The sequence below is a fragment of the Chryseobacterium sp. SG20098 genome, from assembly GCF_031844745.1.
GTDB lineage: Bacteria > Bacteroidota > Bacteroidia > Flavobacteriales > Weeksellaceae > Chryseobacterium > Chryseobacterium cucumeris.
Map to the genome: position 1 here is coordinate 267,125 of NZ_CP134622.1, position 25,656 is coordinate 292,780.

Annotated in this window: 24 protein-coding genes; 14 read left to right on the forward strand and 10 right to left on the reverse strand. The window is 35.3% G+C overall.

Features of this window, described 5'->3' with window-relative positions; translation table 11 throughout:
* Positions 1-22: 22 nt before the first annotated feature.
* The 3 genes from RHP76_RS01215 to RHP76_RS01225 all read right to left on the reverse strand — a co-directional run bounded on the left by RHP76_RS01215 (position 23) and on the right by RHP76_RS01225 (position 2,907).
* A complete protein-coding gene (locus RHP76_RS01215; RefSeq protein WP_062670388.1) occupies positions 23-436 on the reverse strand; it encodes a hypothetical protein in 414 nt (137 codons plus the stop codon).
* Positions 437-632: 196 nt separating this feature from the next.
* Complete coding sequence (locus tag RHP76_RS01220) at positions 633-1,835, reverse strand: MFS transporter (protein ID WP_311229289.1); 1,203 nt, start codon at positions 1,833-1,835, stop codon at positions 633-635.
* Between the two features lie 115 nt (positions 1,836-1,950).
* The gene (locus tag RHP76_RS01225) at positions 1,951-2,907 is read right to left on the reverse strand and encodes a helix-turn-helix domain-containing protein (RefSeq protein WP_123278461.1); all 957 of its coding nucleotides are present in this window, start codon (positions 2,905-2,907) and stop codon (positions 1,951-1,953) included.
* 271 nt (positions 2,908-3,178) lie between these two features.
* Here RHP76_RS01225 and RHP76_RS01230 point away from each other — a divergent pair, with 271 nt between their 5' ends.
* Positions 3,179-4,024 (forward strand): phage tail-like protein, encoded by an 846-nt coding sequence (locus RHP76_RS01230; protein WP_062670381.1) that lies wholly within the window; start codon positions 3,179-3,181, stop codon positions 4,022-4,024.
* Positions 4,025-4,155: 131 nt separating this feature from the next.
* Here the strand turns inward: RHP76_RS01230 and RHP76_RS01235 are convergent, their stop codons facing one another.
* The 3 genes from RHP76_RS01235 to RHP76_RS01245 all read right to left on the reverse strand — a co-directional run bounded on the left by RHP76_RS01235 (position 4,156) and on the right by RHP76_RS01245 (position 9,153).
* Positions 4,156-4,767 carry a response regulator gene (locus RHP76_RS01235; RefSeq protein WP_062670379.1) on the reverse strand — a complete coding sequence of 204 codons (612 nt, stop codon included), beginning with the start codon at positions 4,765-4,767 and terminating at the stop codon, positions 4,156-4,158.
* A gap of 5 nt (positions 4,768-4,772) precedes the next feature.
* Entirely contained in the window at positions 4,773-7,763 is a 2,991-nt protein-coding gene (locus tag RHP76_RS01240; RefSeq protein WP_062670377.1) for a sensor histidine kinase, read from the reverse strand.
* Positions 7,764-8,505: 742 nt separating this feature from the next.
* Positions 8,506-9,153: a DUF1349 domain-containing protein gene (locus tag RHP76_RS01245; protein ID WP_311229290.1), complete on the reverse strand. Its 648-nt coding sequence runs from the start codon at positions 9,151-9,153 to the stop codon at positions 8,506-8,508.
* Between the two features lie 89 nt (positions 9,154-9,242).
* Here RHP76_RS01245 and RHP76_RS01250 point away from each other — a divergent pair, with 89 nt between their 5' ends.
* The 9 genes from RHP76_RS01250 to RHP76_RS01290 all read left to right on the forward strand — a co-directional run bounded on the left by RHP76_RS01250 (position 9,243) and on the right by RHP76_RS01290 (position 18,217).
* Positions 9,243-9,980, forward strand: coding sequence for a LuxR C-terminal-related transcriptional regulator (locus RHP76_RS01250; RefSeq protein WP_062670372.1), 738 nt, complete (start codon positions 9,243-9,245; stop codon positions 9,978-9,980).
* Between the two features lie 97 nt (positions 9,981-10,077).
* The gene (locus RHP76_RS01255) at positions 10,078-10,446 is read left to right on the forward strand and encodes a helix-turn-helix domain-containing protein (protein WP_409193515.1); all 369 of its coding nucleotides are present in this window, start codon (positions 10,078-10,080) and stop codon (positions 10,444-10,446) included.
* 423 nt (positions 10,447-10,869) lie between these two features.
* Positions 10,870-12,126, forward strand: coding sequence for an aminotransferase class I/II-fold pyridoxal phosphate-dependent enzyme (locus RHP76_RS01260; RefSeq protein ID WP_062670368.1), 1,257 nt, complete (start codon positions 10,870-10,872; stop codon positions 12,124-12,126).
* A 5-nt stretch (positions 12,127-12,131) separates the two neighbouring features.
* Complete coding sequence (locus RHP76_RS01265; RefSeq protein ID WP_034698548.1) at positions 12,132-12,764, forward strand: TetR/AcrR family transcriptional regulator; 633 nt, start codon at positions 12,132-12,134, stop codon at positions 12,762-12,764.
* Between the two features lie 98 nt (positions 12,765-12,862).
* A complete protein-coding gene (dnaX, locus tag RHP76_RS01270) occupies positions 12,863-13,948 on the forward strand; it encodes a DNA polymerase III subunit gamma/tau (RefSeq protein WP_120230828.1) in 1,086 nt (361 codons plus the stop codon).
* Between the two features lie 38 nt (positions 13,949-13,986).
* Positions 13,987-14,562 (forward strand): DUF8439 domain-containing protein, encoded by a 576-nt coding sequence (locus RHP76_RS01275; RefSeq protein WP_228432311.1) that lies wholly within the window; start codon positions 13,987-13,989, stop codon positions 14,560-14,562.
* A 400-nt stretch (positions 14,563-14,962) separates the two neighbouring features.
* Positions 14,963-16,042 (forward strand): chorismate mutase, encoded by a 1,080-nt coding sequence (locus RHP76_RS01280; protein WP_047431451.1) that lies wholly within the window; start codon positions 14,963-14,965, stop codon positions 16,040-16,042.
* A 161-nt stretch (positions 16,043-16,203) separates the two neighbouring features.
* Complete coding sequence (rsgA, locus tag RHP76_RS01285; RefSeq protein ID WP_062670366.1) at positions 16,204-17,130, forward strand: ribosome small subunit-dependent GTPase A; 927 nt, start codon at positions 16,204-16,206, stop codon at positions 17,128-17,130.
* 670 nt (positions 17,131-17,800) lie between these two features.
* Positions 17,801-18,217: a nucleoside-diphosphate kinase gene (locus RHP76_RS01290; RefSeq protein ID WP_034687444.1), complete on the forward strand. Its 417-nt coding sequence runs from the start codon at positions 17,801-17,803 to the stop codon at positions 18,215-18,217.
* Positions 18,218-18,293: 76 nt separating this feature from the next.
* Here the strand turns inward: RHP76_RS01290 and RHP76_RS01295 are convergent, their stop codons facing one another.
* Complete coding sequence (locus RHP76_RS01295; RefSeq protein ID WP_311229291.1) at positions 18,294-20,141, reverse strand: alpha-L-fucosidase; 1,848 nt, start codon at positions 20,139-20,141, stop codon at positions 18,294-18,296.
* 156 nt (positions 20,142-20,297) lie between these two features.
* Here RHP76_RS01295 and RHP76_RS01300 point away from each other — a divergent pair, with 156 nt between their 5' ends.
* From RHP76_RS01300 to RHP76_RS01310, 3 genes are read left to right on the forward strand one after another with little or no spacing between them, the layout of a single operon-like run.
* Complete coding sequence (locus tag RHP76_RS01300; RefSeq protein ID WP_062670362.1) at positions 20,298-20,519, forward strand: MNIO class RiPP chryseobasin precursor ChrA; 222 nt, start codon at positions 20,298-20,300, stop codon at positions 20,517-20,519.
* 3 nt (positions 20,520-20,522) lie between these two features.
* Positions 20,523-21,620, forward strand: a complete 1,098-nt coding sequence (locus RHP76_RS01305; RefSeq protein WP_311229292.1) for an MNIO family chryseobactin maturase — start codon at positions 20,523-20,525, stop codon at positions 21,618-21,620.
* Positions 21,621-21,657: 37 nt separating this feature from the next.
* Positions 21,658-22,143 (forward strand): chryseobasin maturation helper ChrI, encoded by a 486-nt coding sequence (locus RHP76_RS01310; protein ID WP_311229293.1) that lies wholly within the window; start codon positions 21,658-21,660, stop codon positions 22,141-22,143.
* Between the two features lie 205 nt (positions 22,144-22,348).
* Here RHP76_RS01310 and rpe read toward each other — a convergent pair whose 3' ends face one another.
* Positions 22,349-22,999: a ribulose-phosphate 3-epimerase gene (gene rpe, locus RHP76_RS01315; protein WP_034698534.1), complete on the reverse strand. Its 651-nt coding sequence runs from the start codon at positions 22,997-22,999 to the stop codon at positions 22,349-22,351.
* 340 nt (positions 23,000-23,339) lie between these two features.
* Positions 23,340-24,413, reverse strand: coding sequence for a chryseobasin maturation metalloprotease ChrP (locus RHP76_RS01320; protein ID WP_062670358.1), 1,074 nt, complete (start codon positions 24,411-24,413; stop codon positions 23,340-23,342).
* A 51-nt stretch (positions 24,414-24,464) separates the two neighbouring features.
* Here RHP76_RS01320 and RHP76_RS01325 point away from each other — a divergent pair, with 51 nt between their 5' ends.
* Positions 24,465-25,169, forward strand: coding sequence for a DUF4294 domain-containing protein (locus tag RHP76_RS01325; protein WP_062670356.1), 705 nt, complete (start codon positions 24,465-24,467; stop codon positions 25,167-25,169).
* A gap of 21 nt (positions 25,170-25,190) precedes the next feature.
* On the opposite strand, the gene RHP76_RS01330 is transcribed toward RHP76_RS01325, so the two are convergent.
* Positions 25,191-25,607, reverse strand: a complete 417-nt coding sequence (locus RHP76_RS01330; RefSeq protein WP_311229294.1) for an NUDIX domain-containing protein — start codon at positions 25,605-25,607, stop codon at positions 25,191-25,193.
* Positions 25,608-25,656 lie beyond the last annotated feature (49 nt).

Sequence of the window (25,656 nt, forward strand, 5' to 3'; positions counted from 1 at the left end):
TCCTCAACTAAGAAATATTTAACTACGATTCTGTTTTCAAATAACCATAATGTAAAACAGTTTCCTTTCCGAATAAGCTTGAAAAAATATTCTGAAACTCATGGATATATTTACACTTTATGGCGTTCCCGTATATTTTCAGCCCTTCCAGTATTTTTCTGGAACTCAGGTCTATATCATATTTTATAAAAGCTTCCGGTCTTTCATACCGTATACTCTGATCTGAACTGTCTGTTCGTGAAAAGCCGAGCTTTTCAAGCCATTCTTCCGTTATTTTAATCGGTTTAATGGATGCTGCCGGGACCGAAATACTTTGAATATCATTTTCAATTTTAACAAAATAAGCCTGTTCGACATTTTGAAAGATCTCAGCAATGGTATAAATCTGATTTTTATACTCAACCAAGTTCTTGATTTTTAGATCTGCTACGTTCATAATATTTTGATTTTAAATGGTGATATGGTCTTTAGTAAAATAGCAAATAGTATGCCCGACATTGCATTGTTAAATCTTGTTTTGAAGGATATTAGGTTAAATTTTTGATATAAAAAATTAATAATACGTTAAAATAGTACATTATACGTGAATTGTCCCATAATCATGAAATATTGGATGTGGTATCTATGTGGTATTAGTTTTTTATTCCCGCTTTTGGATTGGTATTAATAGTGGTAAGAAGAAGAGCGGTTATAACACTTATCATAAGAACTCCTATAAAAACATTCCAGGAATAAACATGAAGCAGGTAGCCGGTACCACTTCCCAGAATACTTGAACCAAAATAATAAAAAAGCCAGTAAATAGAAGTGGCAGAAGATTTTCCTCGTTTGGCATACAGTGCGGTCATCTGGCTGGCCATAGTATGAGCAGCGAAGAATGAAAGGGTGAAAAGCCCGAGTCCGAAAATAAGCATATAAATGTTTTCAGACAGCAATAAAGCAGCTCCGATAATCATAGTCAGAATGGATGCTTTAAGGATATTATTCATGGGAAACCTCCTTGAAAGACGGCCTACGATCATCGTTCCAAAGACGCCAAAAATATACATCAGAAAGATAAAAGCAATGATAAAGTGGCTTAATGAAAATGGTTTGGCCTCTAGTCTGAATGTCAGGTAATTATAAACACTCACGAAAACACCCATTAATAATGCTGCAGTACAATATAAACGGAGCATGTAAGGATTGGTAAGGAAAAATTTCATCTGTTTTACCTTAAGATGATAATCTGTTTTCTGAGAATTGAAAAATTTTGATTCCGGAAACAGTTTCCAGAATACAGCACCAAGAATAAAACTTTCTATACCGATCAGAAGAACGGCATTACGCCATCCGAATTCCCCTGCAAAAAGAGTCGCCATTATCCTTCCGCTCATTCCACCGATTGTATTTCCGCTAAGATACATACTGATGGCTGCAGGTACTGCCAGAGCATCCACTTCTTCTGTAAGGTAGGCAAGGGCAACTGCTGAGACGCCTGAAACAACAAATCCTTTCAATACTCCGATAGCAATGAGCAGACTTAAACTTGGAATCCAGGTAGAAATAATAGTCAGAATGGCAGATGAAATCAGCGAAAAAACCATAAGACTTTTTCTGGAATAGCTGTCTGCTTTAAAAGCAAAAAACAGTAATCCCAATGCCATACCTATTGTGGATGATGAAACCAGCAGGGAAGTATCACCTACAGACACTCCGAACTGCTCTGCAACCATAGGCAGCATCGGCTGGAAAAGATAAAGCTGTGCAAAAACCGAAAGTCCTGAAAAGAAAATACAAAGTTTTATATATCGGAAACGTGAGCTTCCCTGAAGTGCTTTTTCAGATGAATTCATGATTTTTTTGCATTAAAATGCAGTGGTTTGATGGAAAAATTAAGTGATGTAAATTTCCTGATTATTTTCCGAATTTAAAAATCATTATCTCAATGATATTGATTGGCGAAACAAATCAATGAAGCTGCAGACTGTTGATGTACTCTGAAGGAGTAATATTTTCCATCTGTTTGAAAACTCTGTTGAAGGTAGACTGATTAGAAAATCCTGCTTCTGTGTAAATATACATAAGGGTTACTTTTTCAATGTCATTTTCATGAAGTAATCTTTTTACACACTCAATTCTGTGCATATTCAGGTAATTATTGAAGTTGGGATATCCTTTTGTACGAATTGATTTTGAGATATAACTGCTGTTAATATCCATTTCTGTAGAAAGCTTTGAAATATTAAAATTAACATCTTTATACAGCTGTTTCTCTCTCATCACTGATTCAATTTTTTCAAACAGCTCATCCGCAAAAGGAGCTTTGTCTGCTGTAGGAACCGGCTGTATTGCTGTACTCTGGGCTTTCTCCTCAATTTCATGGTAAATTTCAACCCGTTTTATTTTATCCTTAAAATAGAGCAGGAGTGCAATGACTGCTACATTGGAAATCATAAGGATGGTATCGGTAATTCTTACATCTTCTGGTTGGTGTATCGGGAATTTAAATCTGAAAGATTTAGAAATAAGGTATCCCGCTATAATATTCAGCAAAACATACATGCTGTAAATAAAAACATACTTTCTTTGAAAGAAAACATAGGCTGCCAGCGGAATCGGAATAAGCCAGACAAAACTCGCTATAGAATTGTTCCAGAAAGCCAGCATAATGTAAAAATTATAAAGTGTCGCAATAATAATGTAGGAATGCACCATGACATTCACCGAGTAGGATTTGCGTACAATCAGATATGTATAGACCATTAAAAAAAGTCCTCCGAAAAGATACCAGGCCATTATTTTATCGGGAATAATAAAAGTAAATATTAAACCAAATAGGGCAAGAATAACCGACATCAGAATATTATAATAATACACCAGCTGTCTTTTGTACTGTTCAATTTTTATGTCTTTTTCGGTGGTCATTTGTGGCAGAAGGTAATTTTAAATCATTCCAATATTTTCTCTTAACAGTCAGATTTCAGAAAATGACTGGTTTAACTTTCTGGTTATTAGAAACTTGTGTTTTATGAGCTGTTTCCTGTTTTTCATTGATTATTCATGGATTTGATTTGTCAGTCCGAATAACTTTGCACCAGCTAGCTCAACAAAGGCTGATTGATGATCTTTCAATTAACCCTAAACGATTTATTCAATTTTTAAATAAATCAAATAATTTTTAAACAAATATACTAAAATGAAAAAAATAAAATTACCTCTTGCCAGCATTATGATGTGTTTTTCAATAGCGGCATTTTCCCAGGTTGGGATCAATACAGATTCCCCTAAAGTAACTTTGCATGTAGAAGGAAAGCCCGATGTGGCTACTGCGGCTGATGGAGTGATGGCTCCCCGAATGACAGGAGATCAGTTAAGAGCTAAAGATAATGTTTATCTGGCAGCTCAGACTGGAGCTTTGGTGTATGTAACACAGGCTGTAACTGTTCCTTCTGTAAAAACAGCAAAAGTAGATAAAGCCGGCTATTATATGTTCAACGGAACTACCTGGAAATTTGCTTTTGGGGGACAAGATAATGATATTCCCATTGGAGATTTAATCTATTATCACGGAAGCATTCCTGCAGGTACTTCGGGAGCCAATACATTGGCCAGTACCTATCTTACTGATCTTCCGGTTTTGGGAGGTTTTCTAAGACTTGATGCCCAGTTTAACAGCAGTTCAGCAGGTACGGGAGCGGCTACCACTTTTAATCCGAGACTTTACAATGTAGGAACTTCAGATGTGAAAATCTGGGTTTCGGAAATGTCTACCCATACCGGTGATTCTGATAATGGAAATATTAAATTATCACCGGGAGCTTACAGACAATTTGATGATGGTGTTTATCTTACTCAAACCCATAATGAGACGGTAACATTTGATATTACAGTACAGGAACCGGAGCCAAGATGGTACAGAGTGTATTATGCATTCCGTGTAGATAATAAATCTACAACAGGAAGCAGCGATGCTACAACCACAGATTCCAATACTTCTGATAATACAAGGGAGTTATTTCTCTCTGTACAGAGACTGTACTAGTACACCGACAGATGATTCTAAAAATACAATGATAAAAAATAACGCATAAAAAATCAATGGGTTAGCTGTTAAAATCTCATGAGATTTGTGTTTTTTCTGGGGTTGGAATACTATGGATTTCCGGCCCCGTTTTAATGCATCATTTCATAGACTTTGATCAGTTCAGCAATATTTCCAACATTAAGCTTTTGAAAAATTCTTTTTTTATAAGTGCTTACTGTAGACATTTGAATATTGAGCCTGTTGGCGATTTCCAGATTGCCATTACCGTCCGCCAGAAGTTTGAAGATTTCGTATTCCCTGGATGATAACTTCTCTACGGGATTATTTCTTTTGTTTTGAATAATAAGACCAATCAGCTCTGCAGGGTAGAAATATCCCTTTTCAATGACCGTTTTCACCGCATTTTTAATTTCCTCTTCACTGCTTTGTTTATTCAGATAGCCTTCAGCCCCTTCCCTGATATATTGGATGGCTACATCTTTATCATATCCTGAGAATATGAGAATTTTAAGGTCATTCTGTATATCTTTAAGCTCCGGAACCATTTTTTTATATTGGGTTCCTGGCATATCAATGTCTAAAATAATTAGGTCATACCGCTGATCTTCAAGTTTCTTTTTCACCTGGTCATAATTTTCAGCAAAATCTATATTCAGACCCGGATAAGCAGTTTCAAGAACCAAACAGGTTCCTGCTCTTACTACATAATGATCATCAGCAATTAAAATTTTTTCATTCATAAAGATTAGTTTTTTTTGAGCGTTACTTCCACAACAGTTCCCTTAGGATGGTTTTGCCTGAAATTCATTTCAGCATTGATCTTTTTTACCAGATGGATAACCATATGCAGACCCAATCCTTTTCCTTTAAAACTGGGGGTTTCCAGTTTTGGATTTCTGAACAGATTCATATAGATAGCAATCTGTTCCTCAGACATTCCTGTTCCTGTGTCACTAATTATTATTGTGGATTTTTGTAGATTTTCGGTAATCCTAAGGGTAATGTTTCCCTGAGAGGTATTCTTAACAGCATTATCAAGGAGGTTATGAATAATGGCTGTTAAAATACTTTCATTTACCCTGGAATAGATGACGCCCTCAGTAAGATTGGTGATCGTAGTTCCTTTTTCTTTGGCAATTTCACAGAACAGTTTATTCTTGGTCTCCAGGATTCTGTTGATGGGATATTCCTTTTCTTCGAAAATATTTTCAGCTTTATAGAGCTCAGTGTATTCTTTCAAATTCAGGGTAAACTGATACAGCTGTTCGGAAGATTTATAAATACTGTCAAAGTATTTTTTCTGAAGTTCTACATCATCAGATTCATGTAATTTCTGAGAAAGCATAGCAATAAATCTGATGGGAGTGGTAATGTCATGACTGATAGTTTCCACCAGTTTCTTCTGATATTCTGTTTCTTTCTGCAGGTTGTTTTTTACGAGCTCCAGGTGAAGAGAGGTTTCCTTCAGTTCAGAGTTTTTATTATGAACAATCTGTTTTAAAGCTTTATTTTTTATCCTGAGAAAATTAGTGGTTAACTGAACGATAATGATGATGATAATAAGGATAATAATGGACGCAGACACTCTGAAAAGCAAGGTCTGATAAAAAAGAGGCTGAATTTTAAAATGTATTACCTTTTCTTCATATTTCCCGTCAGCAGAAATCAATACTCTTACCCTCAGGGTGTAATCTCCGGGAGAAAGGTTGCTGATGGTGTATTTTAATTCTTTTCCTGTGGCAATCTTTTCCCATTCGGTATTTTCTTTTCCTGATATTTTTGCTTCAATGTAAAGGTTTTCAGGATTGGAAAAATAAGGAATATCAATAAAGACATCCGCTGTTTTGTAATCATTTTTCAAATCAAGGATCTGATGAAAATACTGAGGCTCAGAATTTCCGATTTTTACCCGTTCAATATAAATGTTATTTCTTCCCGGATAATAAGTCTGAATACTTTCCGGATTGAAGAATACAAAGCCGTCCATTGAAGGAAATACAAAATCTCCGTTCGGAAGAGCGTAGGCGTTAGGCTCCGAGCTTCCATTAAATTCATTGGTCAGGAAACCGTCTTTTTTGGTGAAACGATAATAAAAAACAGAAGTTTTTTTGCCTTCCGCATACTGCAGTAATTGTTTTTTAGCGACCTTAAACATCCCGTTATTCGACGAAATCCAATAATATCCCTTCTGGTCTTCAAGAATATAATGAGCCGACTGGAGATAATTGTTCACATCGTTTGGCATCTTGATCAGCTTATGATTTCTGAATAGATAGAAGCCGTTTTTCTCTGTTGTAATCCATATCAGATTATCTTTTGTCCTGATAATACTTTTGACATGAATATTTTTGATCAAAGGAGTTATGGTATTGCTTCGTAGTGCTATGGAATAAAGGCCGTCGCTGTTTCCGGTCAGAATTTCATTCTCATTATATTGATGAAAAATATTGACAAAACTTTTAAAAGTATAGGTGTAATCCGGCTGGCTGAATATATCCTTTTTGTACAGATGGAGTTGAGTGCCTGAAAGATCTGTGAAGGTAGTGCCGTAAAGGCTTCCGCTTTTCATAAATGTTTCAAGTCCCTTTTTAACAAAAGTGGAATCCTTTTTTTTATATCCCGAATTTTTATAAAACCTGACGATATGGTTTCTCTTTTTGATCAGAATATTTCCGGAATCGTCATACATCATCAGATAATTGTCATTGTTTCCGAAAAGATGGCTGTTTACAATTCCGTTTCTTCCGAATTCTGTTCCGTCCTCAGCAATAATTGTACTTTGGCTGAAAGGAAGAGATGCGAAATATACATTGCTGGAAAAATCAGCTTCTTTTCTCGATACATAGAAATTGGAAAGCTGAAGAACATTCAGACCATTATTAAGCGTTCCCAGGTACAATTTGTTGAACGCTTTATCATAGAACATCGAGCAGTAGGAATGATTTCCGATTTCTTCAAAATTGACAAGAAATTTTAAACGGAGATCCTTTTCGTTACCTTCTAAAAGATAAATGTTGTCGTGGTTGATAATAAAAGTCTGATTGGTAATCTGCTGCCAGTATATTTTCGTATCAGGGTGGTTAAAAAGTGTAGGTTGATCAGAAACAGAAAGCTGCCCCTTGTAGATGGAGTAGGTCTTTCTTTTTTTCAGATCATTGACGAAAAGGTGATTATTCAGTACAAAGATGTAATTCAGGTCTTTATTGGTAAAAGGGAAAGCAATTTTTATTTCCTTTTTTCCTTCCTTATAGATGATGGCATTCTTTTCTGTAAAATGATAAACAGAATTTCTAAGCTGAATAAAATACTGGACGTCATTATAGAAATCCGATGTAATGATATTATTGGCAATACGGTGCAGGATATCGGTACCATTGCAATAGGTCATTTTATCACCCTTAGTAAGGCTTGCCAGTTTAGGAAATCTGTTTCTGATAATAATTTTATTTTCCTGGAAATTATTAAGAACGGTGATGCTGTCAAGGCACGGATCTCCTATAAATTCGCCAAAATGAAGATTATTTACCCTGAAATTATTAAAGGTAATAAAAGAACTCCCGTCATACCTTACCAGTCCGTTTTCAGTAGAAATCCAGATGAAGCCATATTTGTCTTTGACAATGGCCTTTGCACTGCTTTGGGGAAGCCCGTTATCTATGTTATACCACGTAGATGTATAGTGCTGCCCGAAAATGTTTAGATAGATACAAGCAAAAATTAATGCCCAAACTCTCATATATGTGCAAAACTGATATATATCTGCTGCTAATGCAATAGACGGTTAATAATAGTATTTGTACAAGTCAAAGTTTTTTTAAAAGGCAGGAACGATTGAGAATAAATTTTTATCATTGAAGTTTTCTGGTCTTTTGTGTTTTATATTTTTTGATCGTGTAAAAATAGTGAAATTATGGCGATAAATTAGTATTGCATATTTTGTTTTCTATAAGTTTTATCATGTATTGCAGACAATAAGCCATTCAATTTTTTTTGACACATTGTTGTATTTCAATAATAAGTGATAAATTTATATCACATTCATTTTAAATTATCTTTTATAGACCTCTGTATTGTGCTGGATTTCTGAATTGTTTTAGAATTTTATAAATGAGAAATATTATCATGTCTGAATAATTTTATTAATTTTTATATGAATGGTAAAAGTTTAATTTAATTTGTTTTGTAGTAAAACTTCGACAAAAAAAAGATGGTTTATTCTACATGATAACTTTGTCAGGGCTTATGGATATTCATATTTTTGCAAAAATATTCTCACAACAATTAAGAAGCTTTATTGTCTAAATAATGATTCTAAGAACACAAACGGTTTTTATCTCAACAACAAAAGAGACTGTTTACTTTTAGTACGGTCTCTTTTTTATTTTTTAATATTCAGAATCCCTTTTTAAATCAAAAAACCTCCCGGAAATGGTGGGAGGTAAATAAAATTGACTGTATATTGAAGTGTAATTCAATCGTTATTGATGGGTTTCAAGCCACTTGAGTCTGCGCTGATCCGGCAGGTGTTTTACTCTGAAGTTTTCAAAAACAGCATTGAATCCTTCTCCGTCAGGACAGGCTGCCATTAATCCAACCATTACAGGAATGTTATCCTGAAAAGGTGCATTCCGCATCATGATATAATTTTTATCATCAAAAGAATAAAATATTTCAACAGCATCCAGTCTTCTCACCGCTTTTATCCATATGGCAGGAGGTGCTTTTTCTAATGTAATGACACTCCAGTCACTTTTATTGTGGGTGACTACAGTGCTGAGATTGTAATTGCCATCTACAAATTCTACTCCGGCTTTGATATAATGTTCCTGATCTGTCCTCAGCATAAGACCCATCTGGTCAAATCTTGCTTTATAACTGCCGGTTATTTTTACTTTTGCCTCAAATTCGCCGCCATATGTGGTGTAGTAGAAAGGAGCGTCATCTACCGTGAATCCATAATGTGAAACCCTCCAGTAATCGCTCTGTGGTGTTACAAACATAGAAAGGCTGTTGTTTTTGATTTCCCATTTTTCAGGTTCATTAAACCAGGTCATTTTCTCAAGACTCTGGGCGGAAAACTTTTGAATCAGGGATAAGGCGCAAAAGCAGAAAATCAGTTTCTTCATTCTCTTTGGGATAAGTTCTAAGGGTAAATTATTATTTTAGCAAAAGTATTATTAAACTTCATTTGCGTCAATACTGATAAATAACCATTATGGAAATCCGTGAACAGCTTAGTGATCAATTACTGGATAGCGCCTTGAAAAAATGCCAGCTTGATCTAGAGATCTATAAACAGAGAGCGTTGGCATACTCTCAGATGGAAGGTGCAATATGTGTACTGAGCGATATGCAGGAGAATAAAAGTTTTATTTATAAATCTGCGGCAGCAGATGAACTTGGGCTAAAGATGGAGGAAAACCCTGCGGAAATAGACTCCATCTGGGAAGAAGATATGCTGAAAAAGATACACCCTGATGACCGCCTGAAAAAATACATCCATGAACTCCGTTTTTTCAAATTGCTGGAGACCATGGAAATAGAAGAACGTACGGCATATAGTGTGGTTTCAAAAATAAGGATGAAGGATAAAAATGAAGACTACAGATGGGTGAAACACCGTATGTTTTATATTTATTCGCCCGATAACGGCAGACTTAGGCTCGCTCTTTGTCTTTATAATATTGCATTGACTTCATCCGGTGCTCCTGATTTTATGATTGTCAATATAATCAAAGGGGAAGTGGTTGTAAAAGATAAGCTCGATTATAAAAATATTTTAAGCCCCAGAGAATTAGAAGTTTTAAAATGTGTAGGAGAGGGATATGCAAGCAAAGAAATTGCAGGCCTGCTTTCTATAAGCGTCAATACGGTAAACAGACACCGTCAGAATATCCTGGAAAAGCTGAAAGTAAAAAATTCTATACAAGCTTTTAAAGACAGTTTTTCTTAAATATCCAGCTTGAAATATCCGAAAAGCTTACCTTTTTACTTTGTATCTTAATGATTAAATTTATATCTTGAATACACATTAGCAAGAAACATATACGATGAAAAGAAGCGAAGAAATTACCAGGCAGTATTTTACTTTTTTAGACAAGCATATCCAGGACGTTATTTCCGGTGCTGCTTCTGAATTTATGGAGCTGAATGAGATCGCCAGAGAGCTTGCGGTTTCCCATAAGCACCTTACCGATACCGTTAAAAAAGAAACCGGACAGCACCCTTGTTTCTTTTATGATGAAAAAATTATTCTTCAGATCAAGCAAATGCTCGTGGGATCCGATCGATCTGTGGCAGAAATTGCCCGTATCTTTACTTATGATCCTTCCAATTTTTCAAAATTTTTCAAAATTTTTCAAAAAAATGACCGGCTTTACTCCCGGAAATTTCAGAAATTCCCAAAAAGTTTAAATTGACTACTTTTTTTGTTTAATATTGCTATTGCAAGAGATTTGCGCTGTTTTTTGTCTCAGGATAGGGATTTGAACGATCGAATTGTTGTATTTTTAATGCTGTTTAGTGAATTAAAATGTTAAAATAATAGAAAAATAATCTTTTATAAATGAGCTGTTTGTAAAAAATAATTGCATTTTTTTATTATTTATATATTAATATTTCTTTATTGTTTGATTTTTTTATTAAATTTAGGTAAGAAAAAACTAATTAATTCAAAAGCGAAAAACGTTAAAAAAGATAGATGTCTATTTAAATACTTTGGTTTCCAGATAATAAGATAAAAATATTGTGTCTTTAATAATATTTAATCTTAACAGAGGCGCTTAAGCCTTTTAAATAGTTATATATTTGTTTCTTTTAAACCACAACAAACAAGATTAAGGATGAGCATCAATTTCACAACAGCAACTATTAAAGACTTTGAGAATATACCAGATAATGATATGGCTCAAAGGGCTGAGATTTTTTATGAATATTTAGACTTTGTAAAGTCTAACGGACACATGAACTACAGACTGAAGAACACTTCAGGAACCAATGCAATACTAAATGTAAATATTGCAGACCAAAACAGAGAATTTGTTAGTTTTGTATCAAGTGATTATTTAGGATTTACACAACACCCGAAAGTAAAGCAGGCCGCTATCGAAGGAATAGAGAAATATGGAACGGGAACAGGAGCTACACCTCTTATCGGTGGCTACTTTGATTATCACAATGCTTTAGAAAAAAGAATTTCAAGTTTTTTTAAAAGAACAGAAGATGAAGCCGTAGTGTTTACTACCGGATATACTGCTAACAGCGCTAGTTTACAGTGCTTAATGCAGAAAGAAGATCTTGCTATTTTAGACATGGCAGTGCATGCCAGTGTACATGAAGGATGTGCTTTTACCAATAAAAAAACATTTCCGCACAATAATTTGGAATCTTTGGAACACATTTTGAAGGTATCTGAAAATCTGTACCGTACGAAACTCGTTATTGTGGACGGAGTATATTCCCAAGATGGTGATACCTCCCGAATTAATGAGATCTATGACCTTGTGAAAAAGTACAATGCCTTTCTAATGGTAGACGACGTGCATGGTGTCGGCATCCTTGGGGAAACCGGAAGAGGTACTTTGGAACAGGCTGGGTTATTGGATAAAGTAGACATCATTACAGGTACATTCAGCAAAACATTTGGAAATCTGGGAGGTTATGTCATTGCAGATAAAAAAATAGCTGCATTCATCAGATTCCATTCACGCCAGCAGATCTTCTCAGCTACAGCTCCACCATCATCCGCAGGAATTGTTAAAGCCATTGATTTAATTGACGAAGAACCTATCTGGAGAGAAAAACTCTGGGATAACATCAATTATTTCAAAAAAGGACTTGACGATTTAGGATTAGATACAGGAGTAACCTGCTCTGCGATCGTTCCCGTAAAAATTGGAGATCCTTATGTAACAGGAGATGTTGGAAAACTACTAATAGAAATGGGAATCTATACCAACCCGATTCTTTATCCGGCTGTACCAAGAAAGGACGCACGTATCAGGATGAGTGTTACGGCAAGACACGAAAAAGAACATCTCGACAAAACGCTTAATGCGTTTGATGATATTAATAAAAAATTGCATATTGCGAAAAAATAATAATTATGCCTAGAAAAGTAGTGCAGGGCCCCATTAGGGACAAAGAAAAAACAAAGCAGAAACTGCTTGCTGCAGTTGGTAAAATTTTAAGAGTAAAAGGATATTCCGGATTAAAAGTAAGCAAGATAGCTGCTGTTGCCGGATTTGATAAAAAATTGATCTATGAGTATTTTGGAAGTACTGATAAGCTGATCGATGAATATATCAAATCTCAGGATTACTGGAGCCAGGTCAACCAGGATGTTGATATGGATTTCTCAGACGGTGGTCACGAACTTACTAAAATGGTTGTATTGAACCAGTTCGAAAACCTGAAGAAAAATAAAGAACTTCAGAAGATCATCCTTTGGGAACTTTCAGAAAGTAAACCTATCCTTAAGAAATTGGTTGAACAACGTGAAGAAGTTGGAGAAGTTTTATTTGGAAACATCTCAGATCCTTACTTTGGTGAAGGAGTAGCAACAAGACACAGAGCAATTATGGCTTTGATTGTTTCCGGAGCTTACTATCTCAACCTCTATACAGGGTACAACGCCAATAAGTTTTGTGGTATCGATCTGAAAACTGAAGAAGGAAGAAAAGAGGTTGAAGCCGCTATTGTTGAGTTGATCGACTTTGCATACAGCAAAAAGAAGTAGAAATTGAAAGTTTTCCGATTTGAGCAGAAATACGTTTTTGTTAATAATTTGAAAACTTTTAATTTTCAAATTAAAACTATATTTCTTACTTTTGGCCAATGGAAAATTTTATAGTATCTGCAAGAAAATATCGTCCTCAGGAGTTTGATACGGTTGTAGGGCAATCCCATATTACGGATACTTTAGAACATGCAATTGAAGAAAGTCAATTAGCTCAGGCATTACTTTTTTGCGGTCCTCGTGGTGTGGGTAAAACTACCTGTGCCAGAATTCTTGCAAGAAAAATCAATGAGAAAGATGGCTCGGTTTCAGAAGATGGCTTTGCTTACAATATCTATGAATTGGATGCTGCATCCAATAACTCTGTAGATGATATCAGAGAACTTATAGATCAGGTACGTTTTGCACCTCAGGTTGGTAAATACAAAGTATATATCATTGATGAGGTTCATATGCTGTCTTCTGCCGCTTTCAATGCTTTCCTTAAAACGCTGGAAGAGCCGCCTGCTCATGCTATTTTTATTTTGGCTACAACGGAGAAACATAAAATTATTCCAACAATTTTATCCCGTTGTCAGATTTATGACTTCAAGAGAATTACCATTGAAGACATTCAAAGTCATCTGAAAAATATTGCCCAAAAAGAAAATATCCAGTATGAAGATGACGCTCTGTACCTGATTGCTCAGAAAGCGGATGGTGCATTAAGAGATGCACTTTCTATCTTCGACAGACTTTCTACCTTCTCCCAGAAAAATATTACCCTGGCAAAAGCCGCCGAAGTACTTAACATTCTGGATTATGATCAATATCTGAATATTGTGGATCTCGCCAAGGAAAACAAAATTCCTGAAGTGCTTTTTGCATTCAATGAGATTGTCAAGAAAGGTTTTGATCCCCATATTTTCATTGCCGGATTAGGAAATCATTTCAGAGATCTGATGATGGCACAGAATGCTTCCACCATGGAACTCATTGAAGTAGGAGAGAAAACCAAGGCTAAATTTGTAGAACAAGGACAGAAATGGGCCGCCCAGCAGCTTATTGATGGTATTGAGATCTGTAACCATGCAGATATTAATTATAAGAATTCCAAAAACCCAAGACTTACGGTTGAAATTGCTTTAATGCAGCTGGCTTCACTGACAGCTAATTTGGGTGATACTAAAAAAAAAAGTTCCTGATACTGGCTCCGTTTCTCAGTGAGAAGCAGGAAGTGAAGATGCCGGAAAATGCCCAGGAGAAAAAAGAAGTTAAAGCAGAACAGCTACCTGCAGCTTCTCAGGCAGTTCAGGAAGTTTCAGTAACAAAAACCACCAGACCATTATCAAGACCTGGAATCTCTTCCGGTTTCAGCATCAATTCCTTTTTGAATAAAGAAGATAAAGTCGAAACAACAGAAGATGTTGTGATAAAATCGGATAATCTTCCTCAGAACCATTTTACAGATACAGATCTGCAGATGGAATGGAAAATTATGCTTAAACAGCTTCAGGTAAAAAATAATTTTGTATTTAATGCTGTCAAGACCTTCAAACTGGTAAAAGCAGATGAGCATAAAATCAAAGTTTTGTTCCCTTCAGATTCTGCAAAAGTAGAATTTGATAAAATAAGTGGAGAATTTTTTAACCATTTTAAAAGAAAAATTCAGAATCATATTATTGAGGTAGAATACGTCAGAGACGTTGAAAATCTGAAGATTGAAGTGGTGACGAAAAGAAAAATGTTTGAAAAATTTATAGAAAAAAATCCACTTTTGAAAGATCTTGATGATTTAATGAAGTTTGATTTGACATAATTTTTATATATTTGTCAAATATTTCTGTCGAAAATAATTTTTTGACAAAAGCAAATTACAACCAGAAACGCTAAATAAAGACATTTCCAGAATAAAATGGAAAATTTGACTAACACATATCAGTCTTTTTTTGCTCCCGCTAATTACTTTTTTAGCGGTTATTTTAGTTTTTCTGCTTCTTATTATAGAAATTTCAGAACGTATTACCGATTTTATTGGTACTGGTAACTGAATTTCTTTCCAAAAAATACAGGAGAAGTAGAGCCCTATTATTTTCCTGATTCCTTTAAACAATTTTGAACGGCATTTTTTGAAAAGAATTATAAATTAAATTTTATAATCCAAAGGGCTATTGCTGTTAACGAAAAAATTATATAAAAAAACAATAAAATTTAGAAGAATGAATTTAAATGATTTAAAAAATGAATGGATCGATGGGCTTACACAGCCTCTAATGATTGCAGGACCATGTAGCGCAGAAAGTGAAGCTCAAATGCTTGAAACGGCAAGGAGAATTAAAGAATCTAATGCCAATGTGTCAGTTTTCCGTGCAGGAATCTGGAAACCCCGTACCAAACCAAACGGTTTTGAAGGAGTAGGAGTGATCGGTTTGAACTGGCTGAAAAAAGTAAAAGAAGAGTATGGTTTTAAAACAGCGACTGAAGTAGCCAACGCACACCACGTTTTCGCAGCCCTTGAAGCAGATGTAGATGTTCTTTGGATTGGAGCACGTTCTACAGTGAACCCGTTTACGGTACAGGAAATTGCAATGGCATTAAGAGGAACTGATAAGCCGGTATTTGTGAAAAACCCTGTAAATCCGGATCTTGCTTTATGGATCGGAGCTTTGGAAAGACTTTTAGGACAGGACATTAAAAACCTTGGAGTTATTCACAGAGGGTTTTCAACATACCAGAAAACTAAATACAGAAACAACCCGAACTGGCAGATTGCCCTTGATTTCAAGAGCCAGTTTCCAAATATTCCAATGTTAATTGACCCTTCTCACATCTGCGGAAACAGAACTGGTCTTGCTGATATTACTCAGGAAGCACTTAACGTAGGATACCAGGGAGCGATCATTGAATCACACTGCAATCCTGATGAGGCGTGGAGTGATGCTTCTCAGCAGATTACTCCGGAAGTTCTTGCAGACCTTATCGGAAATCTGAAAGTGAGAAGTTCTAATCTTGCTGGTTTTGAAGGAGAGATGGGAAGACACAGAACTTTGATCTCTGATCTTGACTTCCAGTTAATTGAACTTCTTTCTCAAAGAATGAAAATTTCTGAAAAGATCGGTAAACTTAAAAAGGAAAATGACATTGCAATCTTCCAGCCTGAACGTTGGAAAGTCATTACAGAATACGCTACTCAAAAAGCAAAAGAAACTGGAATGTCTCAGGAGTTTATTGAAAAAGTATTCAAAGCGATTCACGAAGAGTCTATTGAAGTTCAGAATAATATTATGATTGAAAGATAAATTAAGGATAATAGGAAGAGAAGTATAATTTTTACTATATATTCAGTAAAAAAATAAATCAGGGCTTAGTCATCAGTATTTAGGGCAATTGAAACATGTGTTTTTAAACCTATTTCCTGAATACTAAGCCCTAATTGCGTATATTTGTACCAGTATTATCTATGAAAGGAAAAATCATTAAATCTACAGGCAGTTGGTACCAGGTTTTGGAATTGGAAACAAATAAAATTTTCGAGGCCCGAATCCGGGGGAAATTCAAATTAATAAAAACCAGACTTACTAATCCACTTGCTGTAGGAGATTTTGTTGAGTTTCAGCTGGAACAGGATGATATAGCCTGGATCACAAAAATTGAACCTCGCTCCAATTATCTGATCAGAAAATCGGTAAATCTTTCAAAAGAAGCCCATATTATAGCTTCCAATATTGATTTGGCATGCTTTATCTTTACCCTGAAACATCCTGAAACCTCATTAGGATTTCTGGACAGGTTTCTGGCATGCTGTGAAGCCTATAATATTACCCCATTGATTCTTTTTAATAAGATTGATGTATTGCACGAAGAAGAAATTGAAATTGTAAAAGATATTGAATTCCTATATCAGGAGATTGGATATGATACCCTGGAAATTTCTTCCTATTCTAAATTGAATCTGGACCAGCTTCAGGAGATTCTTAAAGATAAAACTTCCGTATTCTTTGGCCACTCAGGTTGTGGAAAATCTACCTTAGTGAATGCTTTACAGCCGGGATTGAATTTAAAAACTTCTGAAATTTCAGATACCCACCTGAAAGGTAAGCACACCACAACTTTCGCCCAGATGCATTTCTGGGATTTTGGAGGAAACGTTATCGATACTCCCGGAGTTCGTGAATTTGCAATGATTGATATTGAAAAAGAAGAAGTACAGCATTACTTTCCTGAAATTTTCAAAAAGAGAGAAGAATGTAAATTTCACAACTGCCTTCACATCAATGAACCTAAATGTGCTGTTATCGATGCTCTTGAAACAGGAGAAATTCAGCATTCGCGCTATGCTACTTACATTAAATTGATGGACGAGGCAGAAGAAGCTTCTCAGAAATAATCAATACAATCTTTATTTAACAGAACAAATTTTGTTACAAATTAATATAGAGGCTATCATTAGAGGGGCTCTTTTTCTGCTTTAAACTATTTTGTCGAAATGACACCCTTGTTAAGGTTTGAAACCTTGACAAGGGGAACACTTGCTTATGCTGTTAAAGAAGAATATTTACTGATATTATTTTTTTTAAGATTAGTTTAATGTATTTGATGGATTTTATTTTTTGTAATTTATTTTTTTGATTTTTAAATGAAAAAAATATTCGTTTTTAAATAACTCTACTTTTCAATTTTACAATTTTGGCAGATAACTCCACTTTTGTCATATTTCTGACCACCATGAGATTGGATTTTCAAAAAATAAAATTATTTCACCAATTGCACTTAAAAGAAGAAAATCGTTAAATATGATTAAATATTAATTAAAAAATTACATAATTAATAAAAAATACCTTCATTTTTTGCAAATAAAAAACCCAGCCGAAGCTGGGTAAAAACTAATAACCATGAAAACTCAAATTAAACATGAGAATCGCAATAGAATAAACAATTACTGTGCCAAAGTTTGTGTTACAATTTCTTAATAAAAGTTATTTTTATGTTAAAAAAAAATTAAAATAAAAATCAAAGATATTTTTTGTAATTTTGCGCCATTAAAAAAATATACATTTATGTCTAACATTACATTCACTATGATTAAGCCTGATGCAGTTGCTGACGGACATATCGGTGCTATATTGGGTAAGATTGCTGAAGGAGGTTTTAAGATCAAAGCTTTAAAATTAACTCAGCTTACAGTTGCTGATGCAAAAAAATTCTATGAAGTACATGCTGAGAGACCATTTTATGGAGAATTAGTAGAATTCATGAGCTCTGGTCCTATCGTTGCAGCAGTTTTAGAAAAAGACAATGCAGTTGAAGACTTCAGAACATTAATCGGTGCTACTAACCCTGCAGAAGCTGCAGAAGGTACAATCAGAAAAATGTTTGCAAGAAGCATCGGAGAAAATGCTGTTCACGGTTCAGATTCTGACGAGAATGCATTAATCGAAGCTCAGTTCCATTTTTCAGGAAGAGAGATTTTCTAAGAAAATCATCTTACAAAATAAAAAATCCGGAGAATTTCTCCGGATTTTGTTTTTATATAAATCGATCTTTCAGGTACTAAAGATTGTTTTCAATTGCTCCCACATTTTCTCTATAGAGTTCCAGAGGTTTATTCAGCAAAACAGCAATGACGGTCATTTGCTTGTCAAGTTTTTCCTTTGGAACGTCAATATAAATAATTCCCGGTCTGTCACTCCAGTACAGTTTATTATAGATCGTATGAGGAAGAATAGTGCCTTCACCCACAACTCTTATTCTGGCAATCTCATTTTTTATTCCTTTCAGAGCAATAGATCCCGTAGGAACTCCTTCCACAAAAAGATATAGTGTCTGCCTGTCTTTTGATAAAGCGCTCATTCCCGGGTAATGGCCAGCCGGAAGGCCTTTGCCTGTTTCAAACAAAGCTTCAGCATGCTTGCTTATCCATTCTATGGTTTCCGGATTTGTTTTAGACGTTTTTTTTATCTTCATGTCAAGGCCATCTTGAGTAAGGCCTTCATGGGTAACTAAATTCTGATCATAGTTTAAAGCATTGGCGATATCATAGACGGCTTCCTGGGTATTTTTGTTTTCCAGTATTTCGGGAAGAGAATGTTTTTCCTTCTTAAAATCGTTCAAAAATGCTGGAGGAGTTTCAAAAGTAAGTTCTGCCACAGTGACATCCTTGTCAAATTTTACTTTGGAGAAATTCAGTGTCAGTGTTTTTTCAGCGTTATAATCCATTGTAACAACAGCGGATAGATCTCCGATGATCTTTACTGAAAGAGGTTTTGTTAGCACTCCATAAATTTTTGTCAGGTTTTTAGCCTCTTCAAGATAGAGGAATAAAGACTTCTTTGATGTAGACAGTGAAGATTTTCCTTTATAGTTTTCAAACGGAATTCCGCGGGTTGTTTCATAAATGGCATGTTGATTTTTGGAAGTCCATCGACCAAGATTTTTAAGAATCTCAATTTGTTCCTCAGGAATTGTACCATCTGATCTCGGACCAATGTCAAGCAGAAGATTTCCGCCCATGCTGATCACATCTGCCAGGGTTCTGACAATCATATTGGAGGTTTTATAATTTTTATCAAAAGGCTGATATCCCCATGAATCATTCATGGTGTAACAAAGCTCCCAGTATGGATTTTGGGGTGGAATAACAGGAATGCCTTGCTCAGGAGTATCATAGTCTCCGTGATGATTAAGCCTTGAATTAATGATAATATTAGAATTGTATTTTTTAAGTAAATCCAGGGTCTGAGCGGCTTCCCATTCTTCGGAAGTATGTTCCCAGTCTCCATCGAACCAAAGAAGATCCGGTAAATATAGGGTAGAAAGCTCATTGAGCTGACCTTGGTAATAGCTGATAAAATTCTGCCAGCGCTTTGGATCATTTTTGAGTTCGTAGCGTTTTTTTGTCCGGGTATTGATATCATAATACGGATGGCTCCAATCCGGTAACGAAAAATAGAGTCCTGTTTTTAATCCTGATTTTTTCAGAGCAGAAACAAAAGGACTTAGAACATCTTTTTTAGCCAAAGAATTTTGAGGGATAGTTGTTGCCTTTTCCGCTCCTGAATTCCATAGTGAAACTCCGTCATGATGTTTTGTGGTAATGATCGCATATTTTGCCCCGGATTCCTTAATGAGGTTTACCCATTGCTCGGGCTGGTATTTTGAAGCTGAAAAACCATTCAGCTGTTTCATATAATTTTCATGGTTAATATAATTATTGAAGAATGACCAGGACTCTGAGATTCCGTTGACAGAATAAATTCCCCAATGAATAAAAATACCCAGTTTTGCATTGCTGAACCATTCCATTTTTTTGCTGTTATCAACTGTCTGAACCTGTGCATCGATACTATGTGCAGATAGTATCAATCCAAGGAAAACAGCTTTAATCAGACTGCTTTTCATATATAGATTTATTTTAACATTAAATATAGATAAAGAAAACATTATAGTATAGCATAGTTTCTGATATTTACTGATAATTGTTGTCAAAACGTTTCTTATTATTGTATTTTTATAAATGGAACGTTTATTGTAAAATTTATCTGAAAAAAAGAAATTATGAAAATTCCAGCATTATTGATGGCGAGTTTATTAGCGGTAGGAGTATCTGCACAGACGACTAAACCTGAAGCTAAAACAAAAAAGCCTGTTAAAAAAGTAAAGAAAGCGACTTCTACGGATACGGTTGAAAAGAAAAAACCGGGAACACCCAAACCGGTTGTTAAAAAAGATACACTTGTACTTCGTGGACATGGCTGTCCGGCTTGTGGAATGGGATAGAAAATGAGAAAGCCAATAGTAGGAGTATCCATGATGGCGGAACCGGATTTTGTTTCTGCTATTTTGCCATTGTTGCACAACAATTCCATTGAAGTGATGGAATGGTCTTTTGATACTCTTTATCATACCAATGAGCCGGACTGGCTTCGGGATCTGTTGAATTTTTACGCGGAAAATAACCGTTTAATAGGGCATGGAGTATATTATTCTTTATTTGATGCGAGATGGACGGCAAGGCAGGAAGAATGGCTGAAGAAATTAAAAGAAGAAGTCAGCCTGCGCAAATACAATCATATCACGGAACATTTTGGTTTCATGAATACTGAGAATTTTCATCAGGGAGTACCATTACCGGTATCTTTACATTCCAAAATTTTACAAATAGGAAAAGACAGATTATACAGACTTCAGGATGCTGTAAATATTCCTGTAGGGATAGAAAATCTGGCATTTTCATTTTCTATTGAAGATGTTAAAGAACAAGGCGTTTTTCTTGACAAACTCACGGAAGATACTAATGGTTTTCTGATTCTTGATCTTCATAATATTTACTGCCAATCCTGTAATTTCGAATTAGAGATGCAGCAGATCATTGATTTGTATCCCCTGGATAAGGTAAAAGAAATTCATCTTTCCGGAGGAAGCTGGCAGGATAGTGTTTATAGAAAAAAGCAGGTGAGAAGGGATACCCATGATGATGTTATTCCTAAAGATATCCTTTCTGTGTTGCCCTCTGTGATGAAAAAATGTCCAAATCTTGAATATATTGTCATTGAAAGACTTGGGCACACTTTAAAAACGGAAGAGAAAAGGAATAGTTTTATGGAAGATTTTACTAAAGTCAGAACAATCATTGAAACTTCAGACCTGAAATTAAAGCAACAAAACGGTTGGTGTAAAGAAGAAATTAAACTTCCCGCTAAACCTCTGGAAGATTTGCTTTTATATGAAGAGCAATCAAGGCTTACCCGACTTCTTTATGAGAATGCAAATGTTGAAAACATTAAAGATCTGGATTTTCACTATTTTAAAACTGAAAACTGGGACGCTGAAATGATCCTTACCGCTCAGAATATCATTAAAAAATGGAATCCTTACTAATTCTATTCTCTGATAACCAAAATCAAAATATATGAAAATGACAACATTAGTATTGATCATTACCGCTGTCCTCACTGCTCTGATAGGAGGACTTTTCTATGCTTATTCGTGCTCAGTTGTGCTTGGATTAGGAAAGCTTTCCGACACCGAATACCTAAAGGCGATGCAGAGCATTAACCGCGAAATTCTTAACCCTGTATTCTTTATGAGTTTTATGGGAACGGTGGTTCTTCTTCCCCTATCTACATTTTTGCTCCGAGGGCAGCAGAATGTTTTTATTTGTCTTCTGTTGGCCACACTTGCCTATCTGATTGGCGTTTTCGGAGTCACTGTTGCCGGAAATGTTCCTATGAATGATGCCTTAGATAAGTTTGATATCTCTAATTCTACAGCAGAAACGATCAGGCAGATGCGGGAAAATTTTGAAAACAGATGGAATTTTCTGAATAATATCAGAACGGTCTTTTCAGTTATTTCGATCATTTTTGTGGTCTGTGCCTGTGTCTGGAATAAAGAATTATAATGGATTAAGTGAAAATACCTACTATTAAATTACGTATTTCTACCGATGTGTACGTCTGGTTTTATTCAGATCTTTGTGTTGTTAGCAAGATAGTTTTAAACATTTTCAAATAAGTTGAAAAAAAGATTATAACCAAGACGACTTAAATTTCCAAACAAGAGAAAAGGCAGCCAATGGCTGCCTTTTGTTTATTATTTTGATTCTTTTATATCTTTAAAAGTTCAATGGTTCTTTCCGGACTTTCCGCTGAGAAAACAGCATTTCCTGCCACAAGAACATCAGCTCCGGCTTCAAATAATTTAGAAGCGTTGTCAAGATTTACTCCTCCGTCTACCTCGATAAGTGCTGTAGAGTTGTTACTTAAGATTAGATCCTTGGTTTCTGCAATCTTTTTGTAAGTATTTTCGATGAACTTCTGCCCTCCGAATCCCGGATTTACGCTCATTAACAATACAAGATCTACATCTGCAATAATATCTTCAAGCATTAATACCGGAGTAGAAGGATTTAAAACAACACCTGCTTTTGCTCCTTTGCTTTGAATATGGTGAATGGTTCTGTGAAGGTGGGTACATGCTTCATAATGAACAGAAACAAGATCAGCACCATGATTGATGAATTCATCAACATATTTTTCAGGTTCCACGATCATCAGGTGAACATCCACAAATTTTTTAGCATGCTGCTGAACGGTTTTCATTACCGGGAAACCAAAAGAAATGTTAGGCACAAATCTTCCGTCCATGACATCAATGTGGAACCAGTCGGCCTGAGAATTATTCAGCATTTCAATGTCTCTTTGCAGATTCCCAAAGTCTGCCGATAATAGGGATGGAGCAATAAGCTTCGTTTTCATTTTTACTTTTTATACTTTTACTTAGATTTCTTTCTTTAAAATGGATTAACAACTAAAAAATAATACAGGGAAAAACACCCGAATATAATAGTTTCTATGATTGTTAATTTGATATGATTAATTTTAATAACCAATAACCTGTCAATTATAAATAATCCTAAAGGTACAACGCTCACAATTAACAACATCTCAAGAATCATATTGTATGCCGACCCTATTTTGGGAGGATCAAATATTTTATATACAGTTAAAAAGATGATGTAACTAAAAAAGACAGCTGTTAAAACCGATATAAAAGTTGGTTTCCGGATCAGATGATAAAAGACGTTTTTCATTTATATTAATGATACTTCAGTTTCATTTCCGGCTTGATCTTAAGAACTGTTTCATAGATAAGTTTGATGACATTACCTACATCCTCCTTAGATACCATTTCTACTGTAGTATGCATATAACGCAAAGGTAAGGAAATTAAAGCACTTGGTACGCCGCCGTTAGAGTGGGCAAAAGCGTCTGTATCAGTTCCGGTTGCTCTGCTGGCTGCAGCTCTCTGGAATGGTATTTTCTTGGTCTTTGCGGTGTCAATAATTAATTCTCTGATGGTGTGGTGAACACTTGGTGCGAAGAATACTACCGGCCCGGCACCACATTTCTGATCTCCTTCTTTTTTCTTTTCAATCATTGGAGTGGTAGTATCATGGGTAACGTCAGTAACGATAGCAATATTCGGTTTGATGGTATCAGCAATCATGTCTGCTCCGTATAAACCTACTTCTTCCTGTACAGAATTGGTAATATAAAGTCCAAATGGAATTGATTTCTTATTTTCTTTTAAAAGTCTGGCTACTTCAGCAATCATGAAACCGCCGATTCTGTTATCCAGGGCTCTGCAGACAAAATATCTGTCATTCATTTCAAAGAATTCATCCGGGTAGGTGATCATACAACCTACAAAAATTCCCATTTCTTCCACTTCTTTTTTAGAAGTCGCACCACAGTCGATGAAGATATTTTCAATTTTAGGCGTAGGCTCATTCTGATTGGTTCTTGTATGAATAGCCGGCCATCCGAATACCCCTTTTACAATTCCGTTTTCACCATGAATATGGACAACTTTTGAAGGAGCAATCGTCTGATCAGAACCTCCGTTTCGGATGACGTAGATCAATCCGTCATCTGTAATATAATTGACATACCATGATATCTCATCAGCGTGTGCTTCAATCACTACTTTGAATTCAGCTTCCGGATTGATGATCCCATAGCAGGTTCCGTAATGGTCTACTTCAATTTTATCTACGTAAGGTCTGATGTAGTCCATCCAGACTTCCTGACCTTTATGTTCGTAACCTGTTGGAGATGATGTGTTTAAATATTTCTCTAAAAATTTCAAAGATTTCTTTTCAAATTTCATAAAAAGGAATGATTTTTGCGTTTAATTTTTCTTCTTATAAGTGTAAAAATAATGAATTTTAGTAAGATTATCTGCCTTTTTATTCTCTTTTTTGGAGTAAGTGTTTTCGGTCAGAAGGATGGGATAGTGGCGAAACCACTCAATCAGTACCCGCCTGAATCTCTGAAAGTGGATGAATTTGGTAATAAATATTATTATGATGAACAGCAGAAGATTAAGGTGTATGAAATCAATGGAGAGCCTGTAGTCGTATTGGATGAGTTGGTTTTAGTGAATAAACCGAGATTTAATAACCAGCTGGATAAGAATTACTATTATTTTCTCAACAAAAAGCTGTACAGGGTATATCCGTTATTTGTGACTGCATTGCAGCAGTACAGAGATATCCAGAAAGATATGAATGATCTGGACAGCAAAGCCAAAAGAAAGTTTGTAAGAGAAAGACAGAATATACTGGCTGACCAATATGAAAAACAATTGAGAGATCTTACGACTACCGAAGGACAGGTTTTTGCAAAACTGATGAACAGGGCAACCGGAAAAAATGTATTTGAGATTATCAAAGAATTAAGAGGTGGATGGAGTGCTTTCTGGTGGAATGTAAAAGGAAAAATGGCTGATATTGATTTGAAAGAGCGTTATGATCCTCACACCAACAGAAGTGATGAATTTATAGAGTCATTACTGCAGTCCAACTGGAACTCAGGTTATCTGCAGCCTTATCCCGGAGCTAATGATTTTAAAGTAAAGAAATAATATAAATTCCTGTAAGAATGCTTACAGGAATTTTTCTTTTAATTTGTCAAATACAATTTTATCTATTGGAAGAGGAAAAGGATTGTCCGGTGTGTCGATATCAATCCATTCTGTTTTTTCAATACAGGGATCCAGAATAATAAAGTCTTCCTCGTTAACGATATCTACTATATAATATATGGTAAGAAGCTGTTCGTTTTCTCTGAAACGCGATACCAGAAAATTTTCCTGAGTATAGAAATGTTCCAGCACATTGATTTTCACATTCAGTTCTTCATCAAACTCACGGTGCAGACATTCAAGAACTCCTTCACCGTATTCCAATCCACCACCCGGAAATTTCATTAAAGGTTCGCCGGCATATTCTTCAAATAAAGTCAGAACTTTTTTATCTTTTACCGCACACGCATACACTCTAATGTTGATCTTGTCTATCATATATATAATGTATAATATTTTATAGCTAATGTAAGGAATTTTGTTGGAA